Below are 20,071 nucleotides of genomic sequence, written 5' to 3' on the forward strand. Positions count from 1 at the left end.
TATTTTATTCCTGCTTAAAAATTTGTGCTTGTTGCGGAACAATTAAAAAATCGGAGTCCTGCATAAATGGCAAATCACTGTGGCTATCACCCATTGCAAAAACCGTATCCAACTCACCTACGTTCATCATTTTTTTTAAGAAATCAACAGCTACTTTTTTGCGTGCGTAGGGAGGTAGTATGGCAAAGTTTCGACCATTAGCGTGTAAAAACATCTCTTTAGGTAAGGTAGATTCTAGATAGTCATTCACTTGTACCATTTTTTTAGCGTCTGCATAATCTTTATTTATTTTTAAGCAAAGATAGGTGCTAATGCCATGATCGATAATCAATCTAACCCGCACACCACTATTGATCACTTCAAAGTAATGAGATAATTTTTCATACAATTCAACTAATTTATTATGCCATAGTTGTAGGCTAAACTGCTGTTCTAAAAACACTTTCCATTCATCTAACAGTTGATGTTTATTATCTAAAATAACAGCCCCATGTGAAACAATAGCGTAATCAGTATTGGTGATCGCAGGTAACTTACAATTCAAAAATGAACTACTTCTTCGCCCTGTAACAGGGATAATGATCGCATCTGATTTGATCATTACGTTTAATAATTTTTGTTGTTGTACTGAAGAATAAGCATAGGGTTGACCGTTCACGCCCACTGTAGAAGGGATCATATGTTCACTAACTTGCCCTTTTACACTCGCAAATAATGTATCGTCTAAGTCAGTAAATACAAATAAGCGATCATTGTTTTTGGTTAAGACTTCCATGGGTGACATTTAACTCCATCGGCAAATTCTAACCCTTCGTACTGGTGCTCACTGACCACAAATACTGATTTATTTTCAGGAAAATAATTATACAAATAATGTTCCGCGGTATTAGATTCGGTTTCAATTTTATATTGGTTTTGAATCACTTCACAGGGCAAAATAGGTGAACGGTTAATTGATTGAAATACGACATCTACCCCACTTTTTTCTAATTTTTCAGCCAATAAAAAAGGAATATATTGATGCTCCCCATCAGCGATAACAATCGTGCTTTTTGCAGATTTAATTTCATTCAACTCGCTAACATAGGGCATCGCTAAACCACGTCTACCAACGGCAGAAGAAGCCCTTGAAGTGCTTAATGTTGTATCTGCATGTTGTGGTAATTGCGGCTTAAATTCTGGATTTTTTTCAATGCTTAGGTCAGCATCAACTAAGGATACATAACGAATAGGTAAACCGATATCTGCGCTATTAATTAAACTTTGTTGACCACCTAAATTAATGATTGAAGTCACAATCACTTCCTCTAAACAAGGTAGATAATCAATCAAATTAATAAGTAATTGTTTAATCGTTCGCCCAGTGGTAATTTCGTCATCAACTAGGATCAATCTTTTTACCTGCGCAATGGCCGTTAATAATTCATCTTTAGGTTGGTAAAAAAGATGGCTGACGGCATGACTGTGAGCCTCATCAATACTAAACCACAATTTAGCATCTATTTTTTGTCTAGTCGTATGCTGAAAATAAACCTTGCTTTGTCTTTTAGATAAGCTGTCTGCAACGCCAGCACCTAACCCCGTTGCCGCTTCAGCCAAACTAACGACATAACTGCTTGCTCCGGGTTTGATTTGCTCCACAAGTTGCTCGTAAGTTTCACGCATTACCTTCGGAGCCGTAGGCGTATATCGACCAATTAACTTATTAATAATAATAAAATGTCTTTTAGGATTCTGTCTGCAGGCAAATGACAAAATGTTATCTAAACATTCTTTGTCATTATCGGTCTTTAAGGAGATATCTCCCGCTGCAGTTGTATAAGTATGTTTCATATTAACCATTAAATTATATTTAAACGTTTAAAATTTATAATCATCGTATCGGCTCAGCGTGAGCTAAGACCGCCATATATTATTATTACAAGCATCAGTGATGAATAAATTACACCTAAAAAAAACCATACGCAGCGAGACGCTGCAATTTTAAAGCTATACTCAATGATATAACATCACTTATTGTTAAACTGCATTTCGGTGTAAATTTATTGCAACTCAATAAAAAAAGGCTTATTCAAGAATAAGCCTTTTTTGCGAGCATTAAGTACTTTTATTGAATAACAAAGTACATTGCAGCAGCCCAAATACCGAACATTGCTAATAAGAAATATGCAACGCCTTTGGTTACTTTCTTATGTTTGAACAATAAGCTTGCTGCTACTGCGCCAGTAATGGCAACAATTGACCAACGTAAAATAGTCAAGTTAGCATCTTGCTCTAATGGTAATGAATTAACCCCATTAATAAGGAACCATGCTAATAATGGTAATGCAAAGGCAACCGTTGTATCAAAAGTATTAGAAGCTAATGGGTTAGCAACGGCATCTTCATATTCACCTTTTTGAGCATCTTTCACCGATAGGATTAAATCAGGAATAGAAGACGCTGCAGCACCAAATATTAAGCCAGCAAAAAACTCAGGAACACCTAATACTGTCGCACTACCTAATACACCTTCAACCAGTACATGTGATGCGCCTGATATGATTAAAATAGCGAGTATTAAAACGACTAGGGAGCTGATTAAAGTAAAACTTTTATTTGAAAATAACAATGCATTGAAGTTAAAAGTAAATAAGTTACCGATCACGCCTTTATCTTCGATTTCTTCATATTCATACTCTTCATCTTCTTCACTGTATTTTTTAGAGTCGTAATATAAATGAGCACCGTAACCTACATAGATAAGATTAAGAATAATCGCCATCCAGATAGTGAAATGATCAAAACCTAAACACACGATCAATGCAATTTCTGCCGCTAATACCCAAAAAACGTCTCTTAACAAAGTGCGCTTATCAAGTTCAATATGATCGACTTTTTTGCCGCTTTCATCTTTTGCCATTAGGATAGATAAAGCAGGGATCACACAGCCATTAAAAATAGCAGAGCCCGCTGTTACACCTAAAGCAACCATCACTAATGATGGGTCGTTAAACCAAAACAAACAAGCAATAACAACAAACATTTCTGGCATGCTAGAACCGATAGCATTAACGGTTGCGCCTTTTATACCGGGTGCGAAATTACGGCCTAAGTAACCAGCTGCTTGTTCAAACGTATCACAGGCATATTTAAGTAAATAGCATGAAATAATGATATAAAAAAACGGTAATATTGTATCCAAGATACTCTCCAAAATTAATAAACTACTTGTATGCCGTAGCTTGTGGCTAATAAACTAATTTTTACTGCTGTCTAATAATATCAATTGTTGATATAGAAAAATCGATATAAATTCCATTAACCGCACTCTATCAATAGTGATATTGGCCACTAGTAAATATAGATGCAGGATGAGGAGTTAAATTCAGACAAGTTATTGTGAACCTATTGCGATAACTAACTTCTATAATTACCAGTTCTATAAATAACAGTTCTGTAATTAACAGTCATACAATTAACGGCTTAGATTTATTTTTTACTTTTATATTTAGTCATCAATCTGTGAGTCAGTTTTAATCAATTTGTAAACAGCTTATTGAATTCCTTTCTCTCGAACAGCCTTTGCCCCACCCTCTCAAGCTAAATATTTGCTAATAGCAAGACAGGCTGTATCGAATATTTGTTTGATGACTAAAACGTTATATTGTTACTGTGAAATTGGCTAAATTGCATTGGTAGCACTACCTTGCCAAAGTTACATCGCCACTTTTTAAATATTAAAGATAACCATTTGCAACAGTTTTAATTGTACCTTCTAGGCCTTTATCTGCTGTTGTTTCGCCAATCGCAGAGAACTTCCAGCTACCATTATGCTTGTAAAGTTTACCAAGTACCATAGAAACAGAACCTGCAAACTGTGGATCATTAGCAATATCATAGATGGCATGAACAGAATCAACGCGACTCGGTGTACCTTCATATAAACGGATAGAAGCAAAAGGGATGGTTTTAAAGTCGTTTCCGCTGAATGAGTTCAGTACAAAAACAACTTGCTCTGCATTAGCAGGCAATTGCGGTAGATTCACGCTAATGATTTCATTATCTAAACCATCATCACCGTCTAAATCACCCTCTAGGTCATCACCAGAATGTTTAATTCCCGTACTAGTTAGTTTACCAAAGTAGACAACATCTAATGTTTTCCCGCTTGCATCAAAAACAGCACAGCTAGCATCTAAATCAACAGCAACTTTTTTCTCGCCGCCAAAAAAGCCTTTTTTAGTGATCGCGCCCCAGTTAACACCTACACAGATATTCGTTAAGCCAGTACCGTTACTCTTTTCAAGGCTTATTTTCTGGCCTTTTTGTAATGAAATTGCCATTTAAAACTCCACAATGTTATTTAAAATGTTTATTTAAAAATAAAGATTGGCTAACCAAGTCAGCCAATCTTTTATTAAAACTTGATCAGATACTAAACCTGCACGCCATATTGACGAGCTAGAGGGCCTAAACCACCTTCAAAACCTTGTCCAATCGCTTTAAATTTCCACGCACCATTATGTAGGTATAACTCACCGAAAATTAATGCAGTTTCAATAGAATAATCTTCAGATAAGTCGTAACGTGCCACTTCTTCATTAGAAGCTTGATTTACGATACGAATAAAGGCATTTGATACTTGACCAAAGTTTTGTTTTCTTGCTTCAGCTTCATGGATAGTCACTGCGATAACAATTTTTGAAACATCAGCAGGTACTAAACTTAAATCAACTTTAACAGCTTCATCATCGCCTTCGCCTTCACCCGTTAAGTTATCACCCGTGTGTTCAACAGATTTACACTCAGACATTAAATTATTAAAGAATATAAAGCCTTTATCTGATTTAACTTTACCATCAGCCGTTAGTAGAAACACAGAAGCATCTAAGTCAAAATCAGCGCCATCAGTCGCTCTAGAATCCCAACCTAATCCCAATAAACATTTGGTCATACCAGGAGCAACTTTCTCTAAAGAAACATTTCCACCTTTTTGTAACGAAACAGCCATATTAATTCTCCACTTAATAAAAGTTTATTTTAACATTACAGACGCCTATAAAGCGTCAATACTCAATATACTATAGGGGTAAAAAAATTAACATGTTAGAAACCTAACTTTTCCTAAAAATGAGACCTGAAAAAAGTTAAATTCTATTTATAATCAATATTTTACTTATAAAAAAGCCAATCATCCCATCTAGTATAAGTACTACTTTACAGAGGGCTTTAAAATGCGCTTTGATTAATTAAATCACTCAAAGTTCAATGCATTTATCAACTCTCTTTTCACCATTAAAAATGAACAAAGAACTCGCGATAATATTCAACTACTTCGCTATTTATGCAGACTTAAATCAAGTCTATAAAAGATCGTATTTTGGCCTTTTAATTCACGCCAATATCGCCGTTACTTACTCACTTTAATTAGTGTCTTAACTTGAACAAATAGTTCAACTTATCCATTCATTCTTTGCCCAGAGACTATTTATTTTTTGTGATTAACAATCAAATTAACACTCACATGAAAACATACATTAAAATAACCACAGGCATATTATGTCGAAACAGTAGCATTAAAACAATCTATTTAAAACACTAATTTAACAATTTCTACTGTTGTTTAACCTCGACTCACCCCTTTATCTCATTGTTAGCATATCTATCGTTTCTCTGGCGTTAGTTAATAGAGAAAAAATTGATTACTCTCATTAGATGGTGACTTAATTACAAAAAGCAAGGTAGCAATCAATTTTAATCACAAAAATAATTTATTTGACATGTTTTACAGGCACAAAGATAAGTCTTAAAAATAGATGAAAGTTAAAAGGTTAGTTGGAAAGTAACTCAATATTAATGTCACTGCCATTGAGGGTGTTTAATTAGTAGCAAAGGTAAGGACTTGCAAGACAGCAAGCTACTTATATAAGGAAGCGCGAATGAAAAGCATGCCGAGGGAGATAAGTGACTGCTTGAAAGGGAGAGCAGAAAATAGCCGTAAACAAGCAGCCAGCAGCGCATCAAACCAATCATAGTGCGCTGTCAGTAAGTTAAAGTAGAGTGTAAATTTAATGTTTTAAGCCAATGATTTACGCCACAGAGTAACTAAAAATTTTATTTACAGAGTCTATTTAAGAGGTGTTACCGCCCTTTGTTGCAATAACAGCTCGGCTTGTGCGGCGGGGCAAGGTTTATAAAAGTAATAACCTTGAATTTCATGACATCCTAATTGCTTAATAAATTCATATTGTTCGAGGGTTTCTACACCTTCAGCAATGATTTTTAAATTTAAACTACTAGCAATCAGGACCATACCTTGAATAACTGCTTTATTTTTTGGGTTATTTACCGCATCTTTAACAAAAGTTTTATCTATTTTAATCGTATCAATAGGGTAAAGGTTAATACAGTTAAGCGAGGAATAACCGGTACCGAAATCATCCAAAGCGATGCTCAAACCATAGTCTTTAAATCCCTGTAAAATAGTCAATGCTAGTTGTTCATTTTCAATTAAAGCATTTTCAGTAATTTCTATTTGGATATCTTTAGGGTCAACATGGTGTGTTTTCATTATCTTTATGTAAGTATTCAACAATTTTTCATTACGTAATTGCAGTGCCGATAAATTGATAGATAAACGAATATTTTGATGGCCATTGTTACGCCAAGAAGCATATTGTCTACATCCCTCTTCAAAGATTAACTCATCGACTTGACCAATTAATCCTAGCTCTTCAGCCAATGGGATAAAGTTATTGGGCGCAATAATTTCCTGCTCTTTATTTTGTATTCTAACCAGTACTTCAAAACCGACAATGTTTCCCGTATTAACTGAAACTTGAGGTTGATAATATAAAACAAATTGCTGCTTCAAGATCGCTTCACGTAAAATATCTTCGTATTTATTGCGTAGTATATTCTTTTGCTCTAAAAATTTATCATAAAAAACATAACCATTACGTCCTTGAGATTTTGCTTGATACATTGCATTATCCCCAGCCTGCAATAATGTTTGCACATCATTACCGTCATTGGGGTACAAGCTAATACCTAAACTCAAGGTACTGTAAATAGGTTTATCATTAATCAAAATAGGTGCTTTTATATGATTAAAGATAGATAGGACAGCCTCAATAACATTTTCTTCACTCTGTATATCAGGCACAATAATAACAAATTCATCGCCACCTACTCGCGCTAATATATGTTCTTTAGAAAGCGCATTTTGTAAACGTTGCGTTAATTGAACAAGTAATAAATCACCTCCTTCGTGCCCAAGTGTATCGTTAACATGCTTAAAGTAGTCAACGTCGATACATATAATTGCACACTTTTTATTCTCTGCACGACAAGATTCAATCACTTCAGTTAGTTTATGTTGAAATAACTTGCGGTTTGGTAAGCTGGTTAAAATATCTAAATTCGCTAAGTTTTGAATTTTCTCTGCTTGTAGTTTTTTTTCAGTTACATCTTCAAATAGTCCACGATAACCAGTAAATACCTGGTTAATAAAAATAGGTTTAGCTGAAATTAACAGACAAATAACATTGCCATTGTTATGTTGATACCAACACTCGAAATCAATTATCACTTCATGACTATGCATTCTATTGATAAAATATCCCTCTTCTTCGACATTAAATTCATCAATTCTTTTATGCATCAATAATTCAGGTGGATAACCAATGATTTCGCTCGTTGAGTTTGAACAATAGGTAAACTCATTATTTTTATCGGTTTCCCATAACCAATTAGATGAACTATGTGCAATCTCACTAAACCGTTCTTGCTCATTCTTTAAATCTTGGATCAAAATTTCATTTTTTAATGCAGCACTAATAATAGCGCGCAGATTCTCAAAGGCAGTGCCTTTACGATTACTTAAATTCAATACCATAAAACCCAATGCTTTTTTTCTGAAAGACAGTGGAAAAACCATCAATGTAAACCGATCTTGATAATCTAATAGGCCATTAGGCAATAGTTTTTTAGCAACAAATTCTTTATTCTCGATTTGCATAAATTGATTATTACGAACAGATACAATATTAGTAGCGTGGAGGGGGTCGCTATTAAGTTCATTAAACAAAGAGATGTGTAGCTCTGATAGATTTAAAATATCAACGGCATATTCTTTTATTCGTGTTAAATCAAATGAGGAGTTGAGGTTATTAACGATAGTCCTAAAATAATTCAAATAGTACTCAGCTTCAAAACGCTGAAAATTAATAGCCACTTTCTCAATTTTATTTTTTAAAGAGATCAATTGCCCTATAAAACCAACCAAATCCAGTGCTTCTTTGTCCTGTTCTAAATACTGTAATGCACTAAATTGTATACGGTCAGTCAATTCAAGCCATAGAATAATTTCTTCTGTTTTCATTGCGTCTTGTAAGTGGCTTTGTAATATTTTTAAAAAACCATCAAAATCTTTTTCATGGACGGCTTGTTGGTATAAATGAATCACTGAGGCAACATCAGTGCGAATAATTCCGCCTTTATAAGGGACTACCTTAGACTCAAAATAGTCCACAATTTCTTTAAAAACCAGATCCTTATTTTTTATCTTTCCTAATGCTTTAGTCAGGTCACATTGTTCTTTATTGGGTCTAAAATGAGCCTCAGGTAAACACCCACATGATTGTCTTATCACTAATGATGTAGAAACGTAAATATCAACCCGTTGTGATTTACCTTCAATTTGTTCAATGAGAGCCTGAGCAGCAACGCTACCAAGTTCGAACAGCGGTTCTTGTACACTGGTTAAAGCAGGCGAAGCAAAGGCGCCTTCTAATGTATCCATCGACCCTATTACTGCTATCTCTTCGGGAACAGAAATACCTCGTTCCTTGCAGGCGTCAATAACCCCTAGGGCTTGGTTATCATTCACTGCAATCACAACTTCGACGGGTTTACCTACTTCATCTAAAAACTTTTCAAAGGAGATCTTTGCAGACAAGCGATTTAAATCGGCATATAAAATGGCATCTTGATCAAAGGGCAGCTGATGCTTATTTAACATTTCCTGATAAATTTCAGTACGACTATTTGAAGAAGAATGGTACTTAGGGCCTCTCATTAAAAGAATATGGCGATACTGATGTTTAACATGAAAGTGTTCGAATAACTGTTCAAAACCTATTGCATAATCGGTAATGACATTGCTATGTTCTTGCACATAACTACCGATATTGATCGTTGGTACTGTAGCAAACCGATTGATCAATTCCTGACTAGAGAGATCATCTAAAAAACGTAAGTGGGAGCTAAAGGGACCAATCACACCCGCAATCAAGTCCATATCAACAAGCCCAAAAATACGATCTCGCACTAATGATAAAGGGTCAGTAGAATTAACCGCTCCGCCGCAATAACCGATCACATTATAATCATTTTTTTCTGCCACATGAGCTGCTCCACGCATAATCCCCTCTTGGTACGCAGATGACATTGAGCCAACTAATACGGCAATGGTCGGGCGGCCATTTTTTAAAATATGTTGCTCATCGGCGTGGAGGTTATGCATAGACTTATTTCCTTAATTTAAGGCCTTACCATCGAGCTAAAAGTAAGTCTGTTTACTTTATTCAATCTGAAAAAAGTCAATTAATCGGCAATACTGTGCTTTCTATATCGTAAACCAGTAATAAAAAAGAACAACTAGTAACCATAAAATTAAAAAAGAAACAGAGACCTACAGTATTATCTATAAAGTAGAAACTATGTAGTAGGTAATAGCAGAGGCGTGAGGAATGACACTATATTTGTGTTGCCATATAATAAATTGTGACATATTTTTGCTATTTAAAAATATTTAACGACTAAAAAGGTACTGTGATAGCACGCTGAATTGCAAGCATCTAGGGTTGCCACTTTTTTTGCATTTTTTTAATTGTTTCAGCAGGAACATCATGAATACTTATAAACTTTTCTGTGCAGACTTTAATTTCTAGGGTTGCATTATATTGCTTGGCCAATTGTCGATAAGGCTGCATCTCCCATTGCTCCACAAAGGTATTTGCTACCACGACATTGTGCTGTAGCTTTAAGAAATACTGACACTGTTGTTGGCACCAATGATGAGCTTGCGTGAGTAAGGCTGGTTGAAATAGATAGCAGCCACTGTCATCAACAAAAAACATATCAGTTTCTAAATGCTGCGTTGTATGTTGTGCTTCTTTTCTCATTTTTTTAGCTAATGTACTTTTGCCACTGCCCGGTAAACCACGAATAAGTGTCAGCGTTAATGAAGGAATAGGTGAAAGTGTAGATGGGGGCATAGATGACTCTTTTTCTGTATTTTTATCCTTGTAATCATAACAAACAACAAGCAAAAAATGGTTAATGTGGGATCAGAATACCTTATTTTATAAAAGCGGAGATCATGCTCGCGATGAAAATACTAAAGCTCTAACCAGTTAATTAGCAGTGTAACGCAAACAAGCATATGCATAATATGCTCGTCGCGCGTCATCCTGTTACTTTATTTTGAATTGCCCCACTAATTGGTTTAGTTTGTTGCCTTCAATTAATACACCACGTGCAATTTTTTCAGCTTCACCACTACCTTCAGTTAATGAATTCACAATGCTTTGGATTTGGTAAACATTACGCGTGATCTCTTCCGTCACAGAGCTTTGTTGTGTTGCCGCAGTAGCAATTTGAGTACTCATATCATTGATAGCGGTAATGCCAGAGGTAACCGAGTGTAGACTGTCTGAAATCGCACGAGATGAATCCACAGAGCGTACACTTCGCTGCTGGCTCAATGACATCGCTTTAGCAGATAACTCTACTAAACGATGTAACTCACCAAGCATTTCATTGATTTCAAGGGTACTTTTTTGTGTACGGCTTGCTAGGCTTCTTACTTCATCCGCTACCACAGCAAAACCGCGTCCATGTTCTCCTGCTCGCGCTGCTTCAATGGCTGCATTCAATGCTAATAGATTAGTTTGATCTGCAATCGCACCAATCACACTCAACACCTTATTAATTTCTTGCGATTGTTCCGTTAAAGCATTCATACTGCTTGCGGCACCATTAATTTCTTCTACTAAAGCAGAAACTTCTGTTAATGAAGTTTCAACACAACTTTGTGCATGATTCACATCTTCTGAAACCGCATGTGTGGCTTCCGCTACTTGATTAGTATTGCTAGCAACTTCATTAGCCGTTGATGACATCTCAGTAACAGCAGATACCACTTGCTCGGTTTCATTGTTATGATCTTTTAATTGTGTCGCAATGCCGCGGCTTTGTTGGTCCATATCACGTCCAGCTTGATTGATGCCAATCGTCGCTTCACTAATATCAGCTATGATATTTTTCAATTTATCAACAAACAAATTAAAAGAACGACCTAATTGTGCAATTTCATCGTTCCCATGAATTTCAAGGCGTCGTGTTAAGTCTCCTTCGCCTTTAGCAATATCATTTAAGTTATCAGCCATACGTTGAATCGGTCTTACCATTTTAACTGCGACGATATAGATGATAATAGAAGTAACAATGATTAAGGCGACCGAAATCATGAAAGTAAACATCACTTTCTCAGATAACGCTTTCTCATCTTTAGCGGAGTAGTTAGCGATCGCTTTTTCAATATCATCAATATAAGCGCCTGTTCCTATCATCCAATTGCTATTGGGGATCATAGTGGCATAACCAATTTTCTCTATTTGCTCAGAAGAACCTGGTTTTTGGAAATAAAATGAATAGATGCCATCCCCTTTTTGAGCTGCATTTAATAAACCAACAATTAATTTATTACCTTTAGTGTCTTTTAAGTCAATAAAGTTTTTACCCTGCATTTCAGGTTTTACAGCATGAAAAATATTAACACCTTCGGTATCATAAATATAAAAATATCCCGCACTACCAAATCGAATATCACGTAATGCAGCATCAATATCACCACCATTAGGTAGCGATTTTTGATAAGCAATAATCTCTAACGCAATTTCAGTAACTTCTCTTAGTGCTTGCTTACGTTCTTTCATCAAGGATTGACGAAATTCAGCAACATCTCGCTCAAGTCCTTCTTTTTCTACAGAGTAAGAGACAGAAGAAAGTGAAACAATAATGATCACTAATGGTAATAGTGTTAGTAATAACAGCTTTTGAAGAAGATTAAATTTATTCATACTCAGTCCTGATCCTCTTTTTAAGGGAGTGAAGATAATGCATAGGGGCAAACGTTTTCGCTGAGTATAAGCAATTTGCACATTTTTTCTCACTTTAAATATAAAAAAATAATCAATTTAAGCCCATTTTAGAGTTAGGTTCAACTTACTTTGCTTAAGCGTATGATGAGAAGACAATTTGTTGGGCTTTCATAAAGCTGTTAGAGGATTATTAAGGCAGTTCACCTTTACAAAATAAACACGGACGTACATCTGACCTAGAGTAAAATTAAATCATCTTTCATGGTAAAAGTGATTCGTCCCGTTACGCCATGTTGATCGATGGCAACGAGTTCAGCTTTTCCTTGTAATTGAGGTAATAGCTTTAAAGTGAATGCACCGGCTTGTGTTGCTAGCCATTGCCCATTTAAATACCAGCTAACTTGCCCTGAAGCACCAGATGCATAGACAGTTTGTTGGATTAAACTCTGTTGCCGCCGATAAATTTGTTGGTGATTTAATAACCCCACAATAGTGAGCGCATCAGCTTGTTTTGGGATCACTAAACAATGAGGAGAATACATGGGAATACGGTGTCCTCTTTTTTCATTAACGGCAAGCCAAGGTTCTAGCTGTCGAGGCCATACACTGACTTTTTTATGCTTTGCTACTAACGCTCCACAATGGCCCGATAAACGCAGACCGCTAACGGGATCAATCATAATGTTTTCTATCACTTGATGAAAAGCTAATCTCGATTCTATTTGTAGCGTTCTCGGTGTGACCCCACCTTTAGTAAGTGCAACAAAACGGCGATCACAGGTACCTTCACTTAAGTGGCGCGCTCTACCATCGGGCCAACAAATCTCTTTTTCTTGTACGTTAAATGGTCGTTCAGGCATTGCTGAGACAGATTGATAACTCCCCTGTTTTGCATTATTTAACATGCTCAACACAGAAAATAACGCCGGCGCTGCGGTGGTCACTCCTAATGCTCCTTTTAATGGCTCTCCACTGGGTTTGCCAACCCAAACACCAATACTATATTGTTCAGTGCTACCAATTGCCCATGCATCCCGACTCGACCAACTTGTACCAGTTTTCCAAGCAAGTAATGGACGCACTTGTTTTGAAAGGCCCCAACTAAATTGTGCTGGAGGAGTTAATCCGGTTAAGGTTTTCCAAGTGATCCAAGCCGCTTCATCACTAACCAATCTACGTCCTTTAACTACATTATTTTTAGGATTTTTAGGCTCAGTTTCATGCTTTTTAAAAATAAGTGGTTTAACCCACCCTTGATTAGCAAAACTACTATGTAAAGTTACTAGACTTTGTAATGAAATCCCCGCGCCTCCTAATATAACGGACGCATTAGCTTGACCATTGGGAATACGTAATGGATACAATACATGTGCAAGTTTATTTACAAATTTTTGTTCTCCATAAGCTTCAATTAATTGTACAAAAGGAATGTTCAAAGAACGTTGTAATGCATCCGTTGCTGTCACAGGACCATCAAACCCTTTAGCAAAATTACCGGGTTGATAACGAGAATTCAAACGAGGCACATCGGCTAATAAAGATTGTGAATGGATTAAGTTGTCATCAATCGCTAAAGCGAATAATAATGGTTTTAACGTTGACCCAGGGGAGCGAATAGCTTGAATCATATCAACGTGGCCAGCACGACTTGCATCCAACATCGAGGCAGAGCCCACATAACTGACTACATGCTGTGTCTGATTATCAACCACCAGCACCGCCATCGACACACCTGCTCCCTGTAACATGGCGTATTCTCCGACGTAACTACTAATTTGTAGTTGTAAATCACGTTTAATATACGTATTGATAACCGCTTTACTGGGGTTTTCTTGATGTAATCGCCTTGCTAACAACGGCGCTACAAAAGGTTGCTCAGGTTTCCATACCACCACTGGCTCTTGTTTTACTTGTTTTCCCTTTTGTGGACTCCAATTGCCTTGCTTGACTAACCGATCGATGACTTTATTTCGTGCTTGTGTGGCACGCTGAGGGTAACGATCTGGTCGATATCGCGAGGGGGCTTGTGGTAAAACCGCTAATAAGACAGCTTCAGCAGGTCGCAACGCCAAGGCTGGCTTACGAAAATATTGATAACTTGCGGCTTGCACTCCTTCTAAAGTTCCACCAAATGGGGCGTAATTAATGTAAATATTTAATATTTCTTGTTTGCTCAAATACCATTCTAATTGCAAAGCACGCAATACTTGCTGTAATTTTCCCAACAAAGTACGTGGATGAGGGTGCAAAATGCGTGCAACTTGCATGGTGATAGTTGAACCACCAGAAACAATACGTTGATGGATTAAATATTGCCATGCTGCTCTTAAAAAACTAATTGGGTTAACACCGGGATGCTGATAAAAGTAACGATCTTCATAAGCAATTAAGGCAGCCAAATACTCCTCAGAAACATCCTCTATATCGACTTTATAACGCCATACACCTTGCTGATCTGCAAAGGCACGCAACGGGTAACCTTGGTCATCTAATACCACGCTAGCAAAATCCTGTTGCTGCTCAGACAGTAGTAATGGATAGTAACGATTAGCCCCCCATAAACTACACAGCGCTAAAACCATAAATACAAAGCACCATGCTAAACAAAGCCATCGCCATTTTAACAAACTTCGATCGGTTGTCTTTGTCACTAAACCTGTAAGCCGCTGAAATACAACGTTAATCAAGTGCATTCACGTTAACATGTTTAATACTACCACCAACACCGTACACAGCAGGTTGATACATGGATTCTACACGTACCGCAGGAACCACATACTTGCCGGGGTTCACTGCGCGTGACAGCACATATAATGTTTGAATCTGTTGCGCACGTAAATCAAGCGCGGCCACATAACGGTCATCTCTATATTCTTGATGTACAATGTTCGCAGTCACTTCCACCTGCTCATCGTCAATCATAAGATCTGACAATTTTAAACTGTTGTTTAATTGTTGGTTTTCTAACTCCACGCCTGCCGGCATTAAATTAACCAGTAAGGCATCTGCGACCCTTTGCTCACTGCGCACAGTAATACGTGTTAATAATAATTGCCCTGATTGTAAAGTACTATTATCAAGCAACGCTATTGCACTATTTTTGTCCACTAAGAAATGTTGTGCAGTCACTTTAATACCTTGGTCAAGGTCATAATCAGGCTGTTTTTTTACACCAGACCAATCAAAAGAAGCATAAATAGGTCTAGTGCCTGTATTTTTAAAGCTAGCTTGAATTCCTTTGCTTTGATTATTATCGATTGTTATATTTTGATGGTATTCACCACTTGTTTGTAGCGCTATATTATTATCATTAATGAGCAGTTCACCCTGCCATTTGTGTGCTGTGTATTGCTTTTTCATGGTCATTGCTAAGGACAAAATAGCACTGCGTTCTTGAATACTTAACCACTGTTTTTGCTGCATGTTTAATGCTAAATCAGGCACCATCTTTAATGCTATTTGTTGTAATGACGCGTTCACTGAAGCAGAGGTTAATATCGTATTAATAGCCATTGCTTGGTCGCGCAATTCACTGCCGTAATCACCGAGGTAATCTTGTCCACGTTGTTGCGTTAATGCTTGTTTAATTAAAGCAGTCCCCTCTTGTTCACTACCGGTCATTAACATCGCTAAACCAAGGTGAACACCTGGCAATTTGCCGATTGCCGCTGGCATATCTTTTTCAGCAATATCACGCAATGGCCCAAGGGTAATGCTATTTTGTTTTGCCAACACATAGGCGGCATAGGCACGATAAGCGGCATCATAATGCTGCGGATTAGTAGACCAAGTATTAACATGATGACGACTACGAGAGCTTAAATAACTTTGCAAACGTTGTGTCGCTTTATCCAACAACTCCTCTGGCACCACCACTCCATTTGCTTGCAAATCATAAAGAAAGTCGGTGGCGTAAACAGTTAACCAGTGCTGCTCTGGGGAATGGTTACTCCATAAACCAAAACTACCATCAGCGCGCTGCAATTGACTGTATCGTTGAATTGCATCTTGCACTTTTTGTTGTGCCATCTGTGTATCAACAGCTTCCATATTGCTTACTGGACTGTGCAATGCTGTCACAAAAGGACGCGATTTACTGGTGGTTTGCTCTAGGCAGGTATAAGGATAATCCGCGAGATATTGCCAGTGTACCTGTGCATCCAAATGTGGGTTTAATGCCACTGATAATTGTAGTTTTTTACTACTATCAGTAAAGGCAGAGAGCACATCCTTTGGCAATGTCATTTGCTCATTGGGCATTAACAATGCTTTTTCGGAATGGTATTCACTAGCTTGTGTTGGGCGAACAGGTAATGTCCAGTGGCGCTTAATAACGACCTTCCCTAAGGTCATACTGGCATTAATTTCACCGTTCCCTATTGCTTGCTCAGCATCTAAAGAGAAATACAGAGTCTGCTTTTTATGAGGCAATAAAGTGATTTTTTTAACCTGTTTCTGCGCTAATAATTGGCCACCCACACTGAATGTGAATTCGCCTTGAAGAGGTTTATCTGTGCTATTACTTAAATCTAACGCAATCTTACTGTTATCACCCTGCGCCATAAATTTTGGCATCGCCACTTGCATCACCACTGGCGAAGCGACCTTGATGGTTTTTTCTGCTTTAGCAAATTGCGCTTTATTGAACACTACCGCCGTCAAATTTAGTTGCCCATCAAAGGCAGGTAATTGTAGCGGGATCTCCGCTATCCCCTGTTTAACTGAGACTAAACCACTGAATAGACTTACAATTTGCACTTCACTTTGAGCTTGTTCACCACCACGTGTTAATGCAGCATCACCTCCCCAACGTATTTTTGCCGAGTCCCCCAATAAGGGAGTCATCACTTGATCATAAACATCGGTTATTGCACCTTGGTAAGCACGTTGGCTATAAAAGAAATGATGTGGGTCTTCAACTTGATATCCACTCACGCTCAATACACCGGCATCAACGGCGGATAAAGTGACTTTAGCGTCTCCCGATACAGGGTTGCCCTGTGCATCTTTTACCAAGACTTTGGTCATCACTTGCTGATTAGGTATCCAACTTAATGCAGTATCAATTTCAACATTTAATTGACGTTCACTTCGATTCAAAGGCAAAGGAATAATACCAAAACTACGTTTAGTGATGGATTTTGATGCATTGTCTGCTGCTGAGATTACAAAAGCAGAAATGTACAAATCATGCCTTGCAAGCGTTTTCGGTACGCTTAGCGATAACGTTGACTCGCCCTTGTCCACCTCCACTAACTGTTGCCATAATACTTGGTCAGATTCAATTGTTACCAGTGCACTACCTGATGTAGGTGAACCAATACGTAATGTTAAATCCTCTCCAGGTAGGTAAGTGGCTTTATCTAGGGCTAAATTGACGCGATCAGGTCGGATCGTCGCACTATTATTTTGCCAATCGTTATACCATTCCTGTCCAGCACGAAAACGATAAACAGTGCGTGCTTGCGTTGTTAAGTCAGTAAGTTGTAATCGATAATCACCCCATTCAACTTGCTGTGATAAGTTCAGTGGCGTTGAATCAACAAAGTTAAGTATACGATCATCAACAGTATATTCTTTTTCTATACGTTGATAGTGCCAACCATTATTATCGTCATAGCTCCAAAAATAACGTTTTTCTTCACGTATTAACTCTGCTTTCACATTACCGGAAGTAACGGGTTGCCCCGCTTTATTCAGCTTTAATAGACTGAAATTAATGCGACCATTGCTTACAGATTGATTATTATCAAAGCCCGGTTTAACTGCAATAAAACTGGCTTTAGGCCATAATAAATTATCGTAAAAACGATTAATTGCACGTCCACCTGTTTCAAAAAGGCTGTAATGCAGGCGCACTTTAACGGGTACACTCCAATCACTCCAATCTTTATCCACTACCGTCACAACGTGTCCAGTGTCATCTAACTGAGTATCTGCTAATTCGAAGTTATCATGTCGAGCGCCGTTAATATCGCCCACGTAATAATCAGGCCATTGTTTAAATGGGTAAGCCCAGGCTGACACGCTAACCTTAGTTTGTAATTTATTGCGCGCGGCGGCCGCGCCATACATATATTCTCCTAACACATTAACGGTTAGCTTTTGTGTAGCATCGAAACTATTTAGTTTTGTGGTTTTTAAAGCGTCTTCCCCGTTAACACTTAAGCGCATACGATCCGGTAAAAAGTCTTCTACTTTAAAATGAAAACGCGCACTATATTGACTGTTACCTTTAGCATTAACTTTAGCTTGCCAATTACCCAGCGGACCAGACTTTGGCAGATCAACTTGATATTGATAGTAACCATTTTTTTTATCCGTTGCTTTCAACCAGATTGATTTGTAAGTACTGCCATCAGGTTTAAACAATGTCACACTTAATTCAGTTGGTAGTACTTGTCCGTCTGCATTACGCTGCAGCATATTCAGCCTTAAGGTTTCACCGGGACGGTAAATATCTCGCTCAGAATAAACAAATATTTGGCTATCGCTGTGCGTTGGGCCCGCGACGTTGTAATCTGAGAGGTCAAAACGCGGATGTTGGTAAGGTAATACCGTCACTTGCTGGTCATTACGCGCCACAATTAACGCTAAACGCTCACTATTATTAATGCTGACTTTACCCGATGAATCGGTAGTTAAGGAAGAAAACCGTGTTGATTTATTATCTAAAAAATCTATCTGTATATTCGTAAGTAATTGCCCCGTTTTAATATCTTGGGCAATCACATAGGTTTTTGTCGGGAATTGACGTATTTGTAAACCAATCGCAGACACCGAGAACCAAGTCGCCGCATCGAATTCAAAGCCGCCCGGTTTACCAATAGTGGCAAAATAAACACCGCTTTCATTAGCCCAATTTTTATCTGCAATAGCAAATTTTGTAATATGTCGTTGATTGGCTTTACCTGCAGTTTCAATACGAGCCGTATAGATATGTTCAACCATCTCCTCACGGTTTGCATTTTGATAATGATAGGCACCGCTATTAGCAATATAATTGAAATCACCAATAAAGCGACTAAGTTGATCGGCTTTAACGCGATAAATATTAAGATTCGCAGCTTCAACATTGACAGAATAAATGCCTAAACTTTCAGAGTGTCCCGGTACTAATATAGCGCCAGCTTGCATTTTAAAACTAACAACTGGCTGCATTGCTCTTGTGGTGACTGAATATTGTGAAGCTTTGCTAAGAGAGGTATCATTTTGAGCCATTAATCCAGCAATCACATTAATTTCATAATCGGTTTGCGGTTGTATGCCAAAAAATTGCAACTTTTTCCCATCTTTGCTCAATACGGGAGTGGCTAATTTAGGGGAAGTTTCAATAAAACGGTCAACGTTTTGATCTGCTTGTAATGGGCTATTAAACAATAATTCGATGACATTGCTATTACCCACTTCGCGTTCGGATATATCCAGTAACCTTAATGCGAGTGATGCAGCGGTCGAGCTGGCATTTGATGTAGCATTCGATGTGGCAATGACAGCGCTAGTTTGTTTCTCAGCTAATTTTTCAACTGGTAATTGCTGTACAGACAATTGTTTGGCAGTCGATGCTTCAGCAACTAATGGTTGATCGGTATTTTCCTGGCATCCTAATAACAATAAACAACATAAGCTGACATTTAATACTTTATTGAACCACATGAATACTCTCCAATTGCTGTTAGCGATGAGTTGTTAGCTATCTGTTATTACAAAAATGACATTAAGTTTATCTTAAAAATTCTATCATAAACTATTTTGTTAACGAAAAAGTGTCCATTCAGTGATCAATCATGTTCAAAAAGTGACAACAAATGAGGCAGTCACTATCGATTCACAAGAATAAATAATAGTAAGTCCTTATTGCAGGCTCTCTGAACGATCACCTTTGAATATAAATCATTTAATTCAACTTAACTCTTAATCTT

The 20,071-nt window shown here is 37.5% G+C and carries 10 protein-coding genes; all 10 read right to left on the reverse strand.

Going from position 1 to position 20,071, the window contains the following annotated elements:
• Positions 1-4: 4 nt before the first annotated feature.
• Entirely contained in the window at positions 5-784 is a 780-nt protein-coding gene (locus tag H5084_RS10360) for an HAD hydrolase family protein (protein ID WP_084296306.1), read from the reverse strand.
• The gene (locus H5084_RS10365; RefSeq protein ID WP_028869615.1) at positions 763-1,833 is read right to left on the reverse strand and encodes a phosphoribosyltransferase domain-containing protein; all 1,071 of its coding nucleotides are present in this window, start codon (positions 1,831-1,833) and stop codon (positions 763-765) included. Before H5084_RS10365 ends, H5084_RS10360 begins: the two co-directional genes overlap by 22 nt.
• A 274-nt stretch (positions 1,834-2,107) precedes the next feature.
• Positions 2,108-3,184: a sodium:calcium antiporter gene (locus H5084_RS10370; protein WP_259396750.1), complete on the reverse strand. Its 1,077-nt coding sequence runs from the start codon at positions 3,182-3,184 to the stop codon at positions 2,108-2,110.
• A 535-nt stretch (positions 3,185-3,719) separates the two neighbouring features.
• Entirely contained in the window at positions 3,720-4,325 is a 606-nt protein-coding gene (locus tag H5084_RS10375; RefSeq protein WP_028869613.1) for a TerD family protein, read from the reverse strand.
• Positions 4,326-4,417: 92 nt separating this feature from the next.
• Entirely contained in the window at positions 4,418-4,993 is a 576-nt protein-coding gene (locus H5084_RS10380) for a TerD family protein (RefSeq protein WP_028869612.1), read from the reverse strand.
• 1,116 nt (positions 4,994-6,109) lie between these two features.
• Positions 6,110-9,508, reverse strand: coding sequence for an EAL domain-containing protein (locus H5084_RS10385; protein ID WP_182690397.1), 3,399 nt, complete (start codon positions 9,506-9,508; stop codon positions 6,110-6,112).
• A 334-nt stretch (positions 9,509-9,842) separates the two neighbouring features.
• The gene (locus H5084_RS10390; RefSeq protein ID WP_182690398.1) at positions 9,843-10,262 is read right to left on the reverse strand and encodes an ATP-binding protein; all 420 of its coding nucleotides are present in this window, start codon (positions 10,260-10,262) and stop codon (positions 9,843-9,845) included.
• A gap of 198 nt (positions 10,263-10,460) precedes the next feature.
• On the reverse strand, positions 10,461-12,128 hold the full coding sequence (locus H5084_RS10395) for a methyl-accepting chemotaxis protein (protein ID WP_028869609.1): 1,668 nt from the start codon (positions 12,126-12,128) through the stop codon (positions 10,461-10,463).
• A 257-nt stretch (positions 12,129-12,385) separates the two neighbouring features.
• Positions 12,386-14,731, reverse strand: a complete 2,346-nt coding sequence (gene pbpC, locus H5084_RS10400; protein ID WP_182690399.1) for a penicillin-binding protein 1C — start codon at positions 14,729-14,731, stop codon at positions 12,386-12,388.
• Positions 14,732-14,828: 97 nt separating this feature from the next.
• Positions 14,829-19,805 carry an alpha-2-macroglobulin gene (locus tag H5084_RS10405; protein WP_182690400.1) on the reverse strand — a complete coding sequence of 1,659 codons (4,977 nt, stop codon included), beginning with the start codon at positions 19,803-19,805 and terminating at the stop codon, positions 14,829-14,831.
• Positions 19,806-20,071: the final 266 nt, after the last annotated feature.

This window comes from Psychromonas sp. SR45-3 (assembly GCF_014163575.1).
GTDB classification, from domain to species: domain Bacteria; phylum Pseudomonadota; class Gammaproteobacteria; order Enterobacterales; family Psychromonadaceae; genus Psychromonas; species Psychromonas arctica.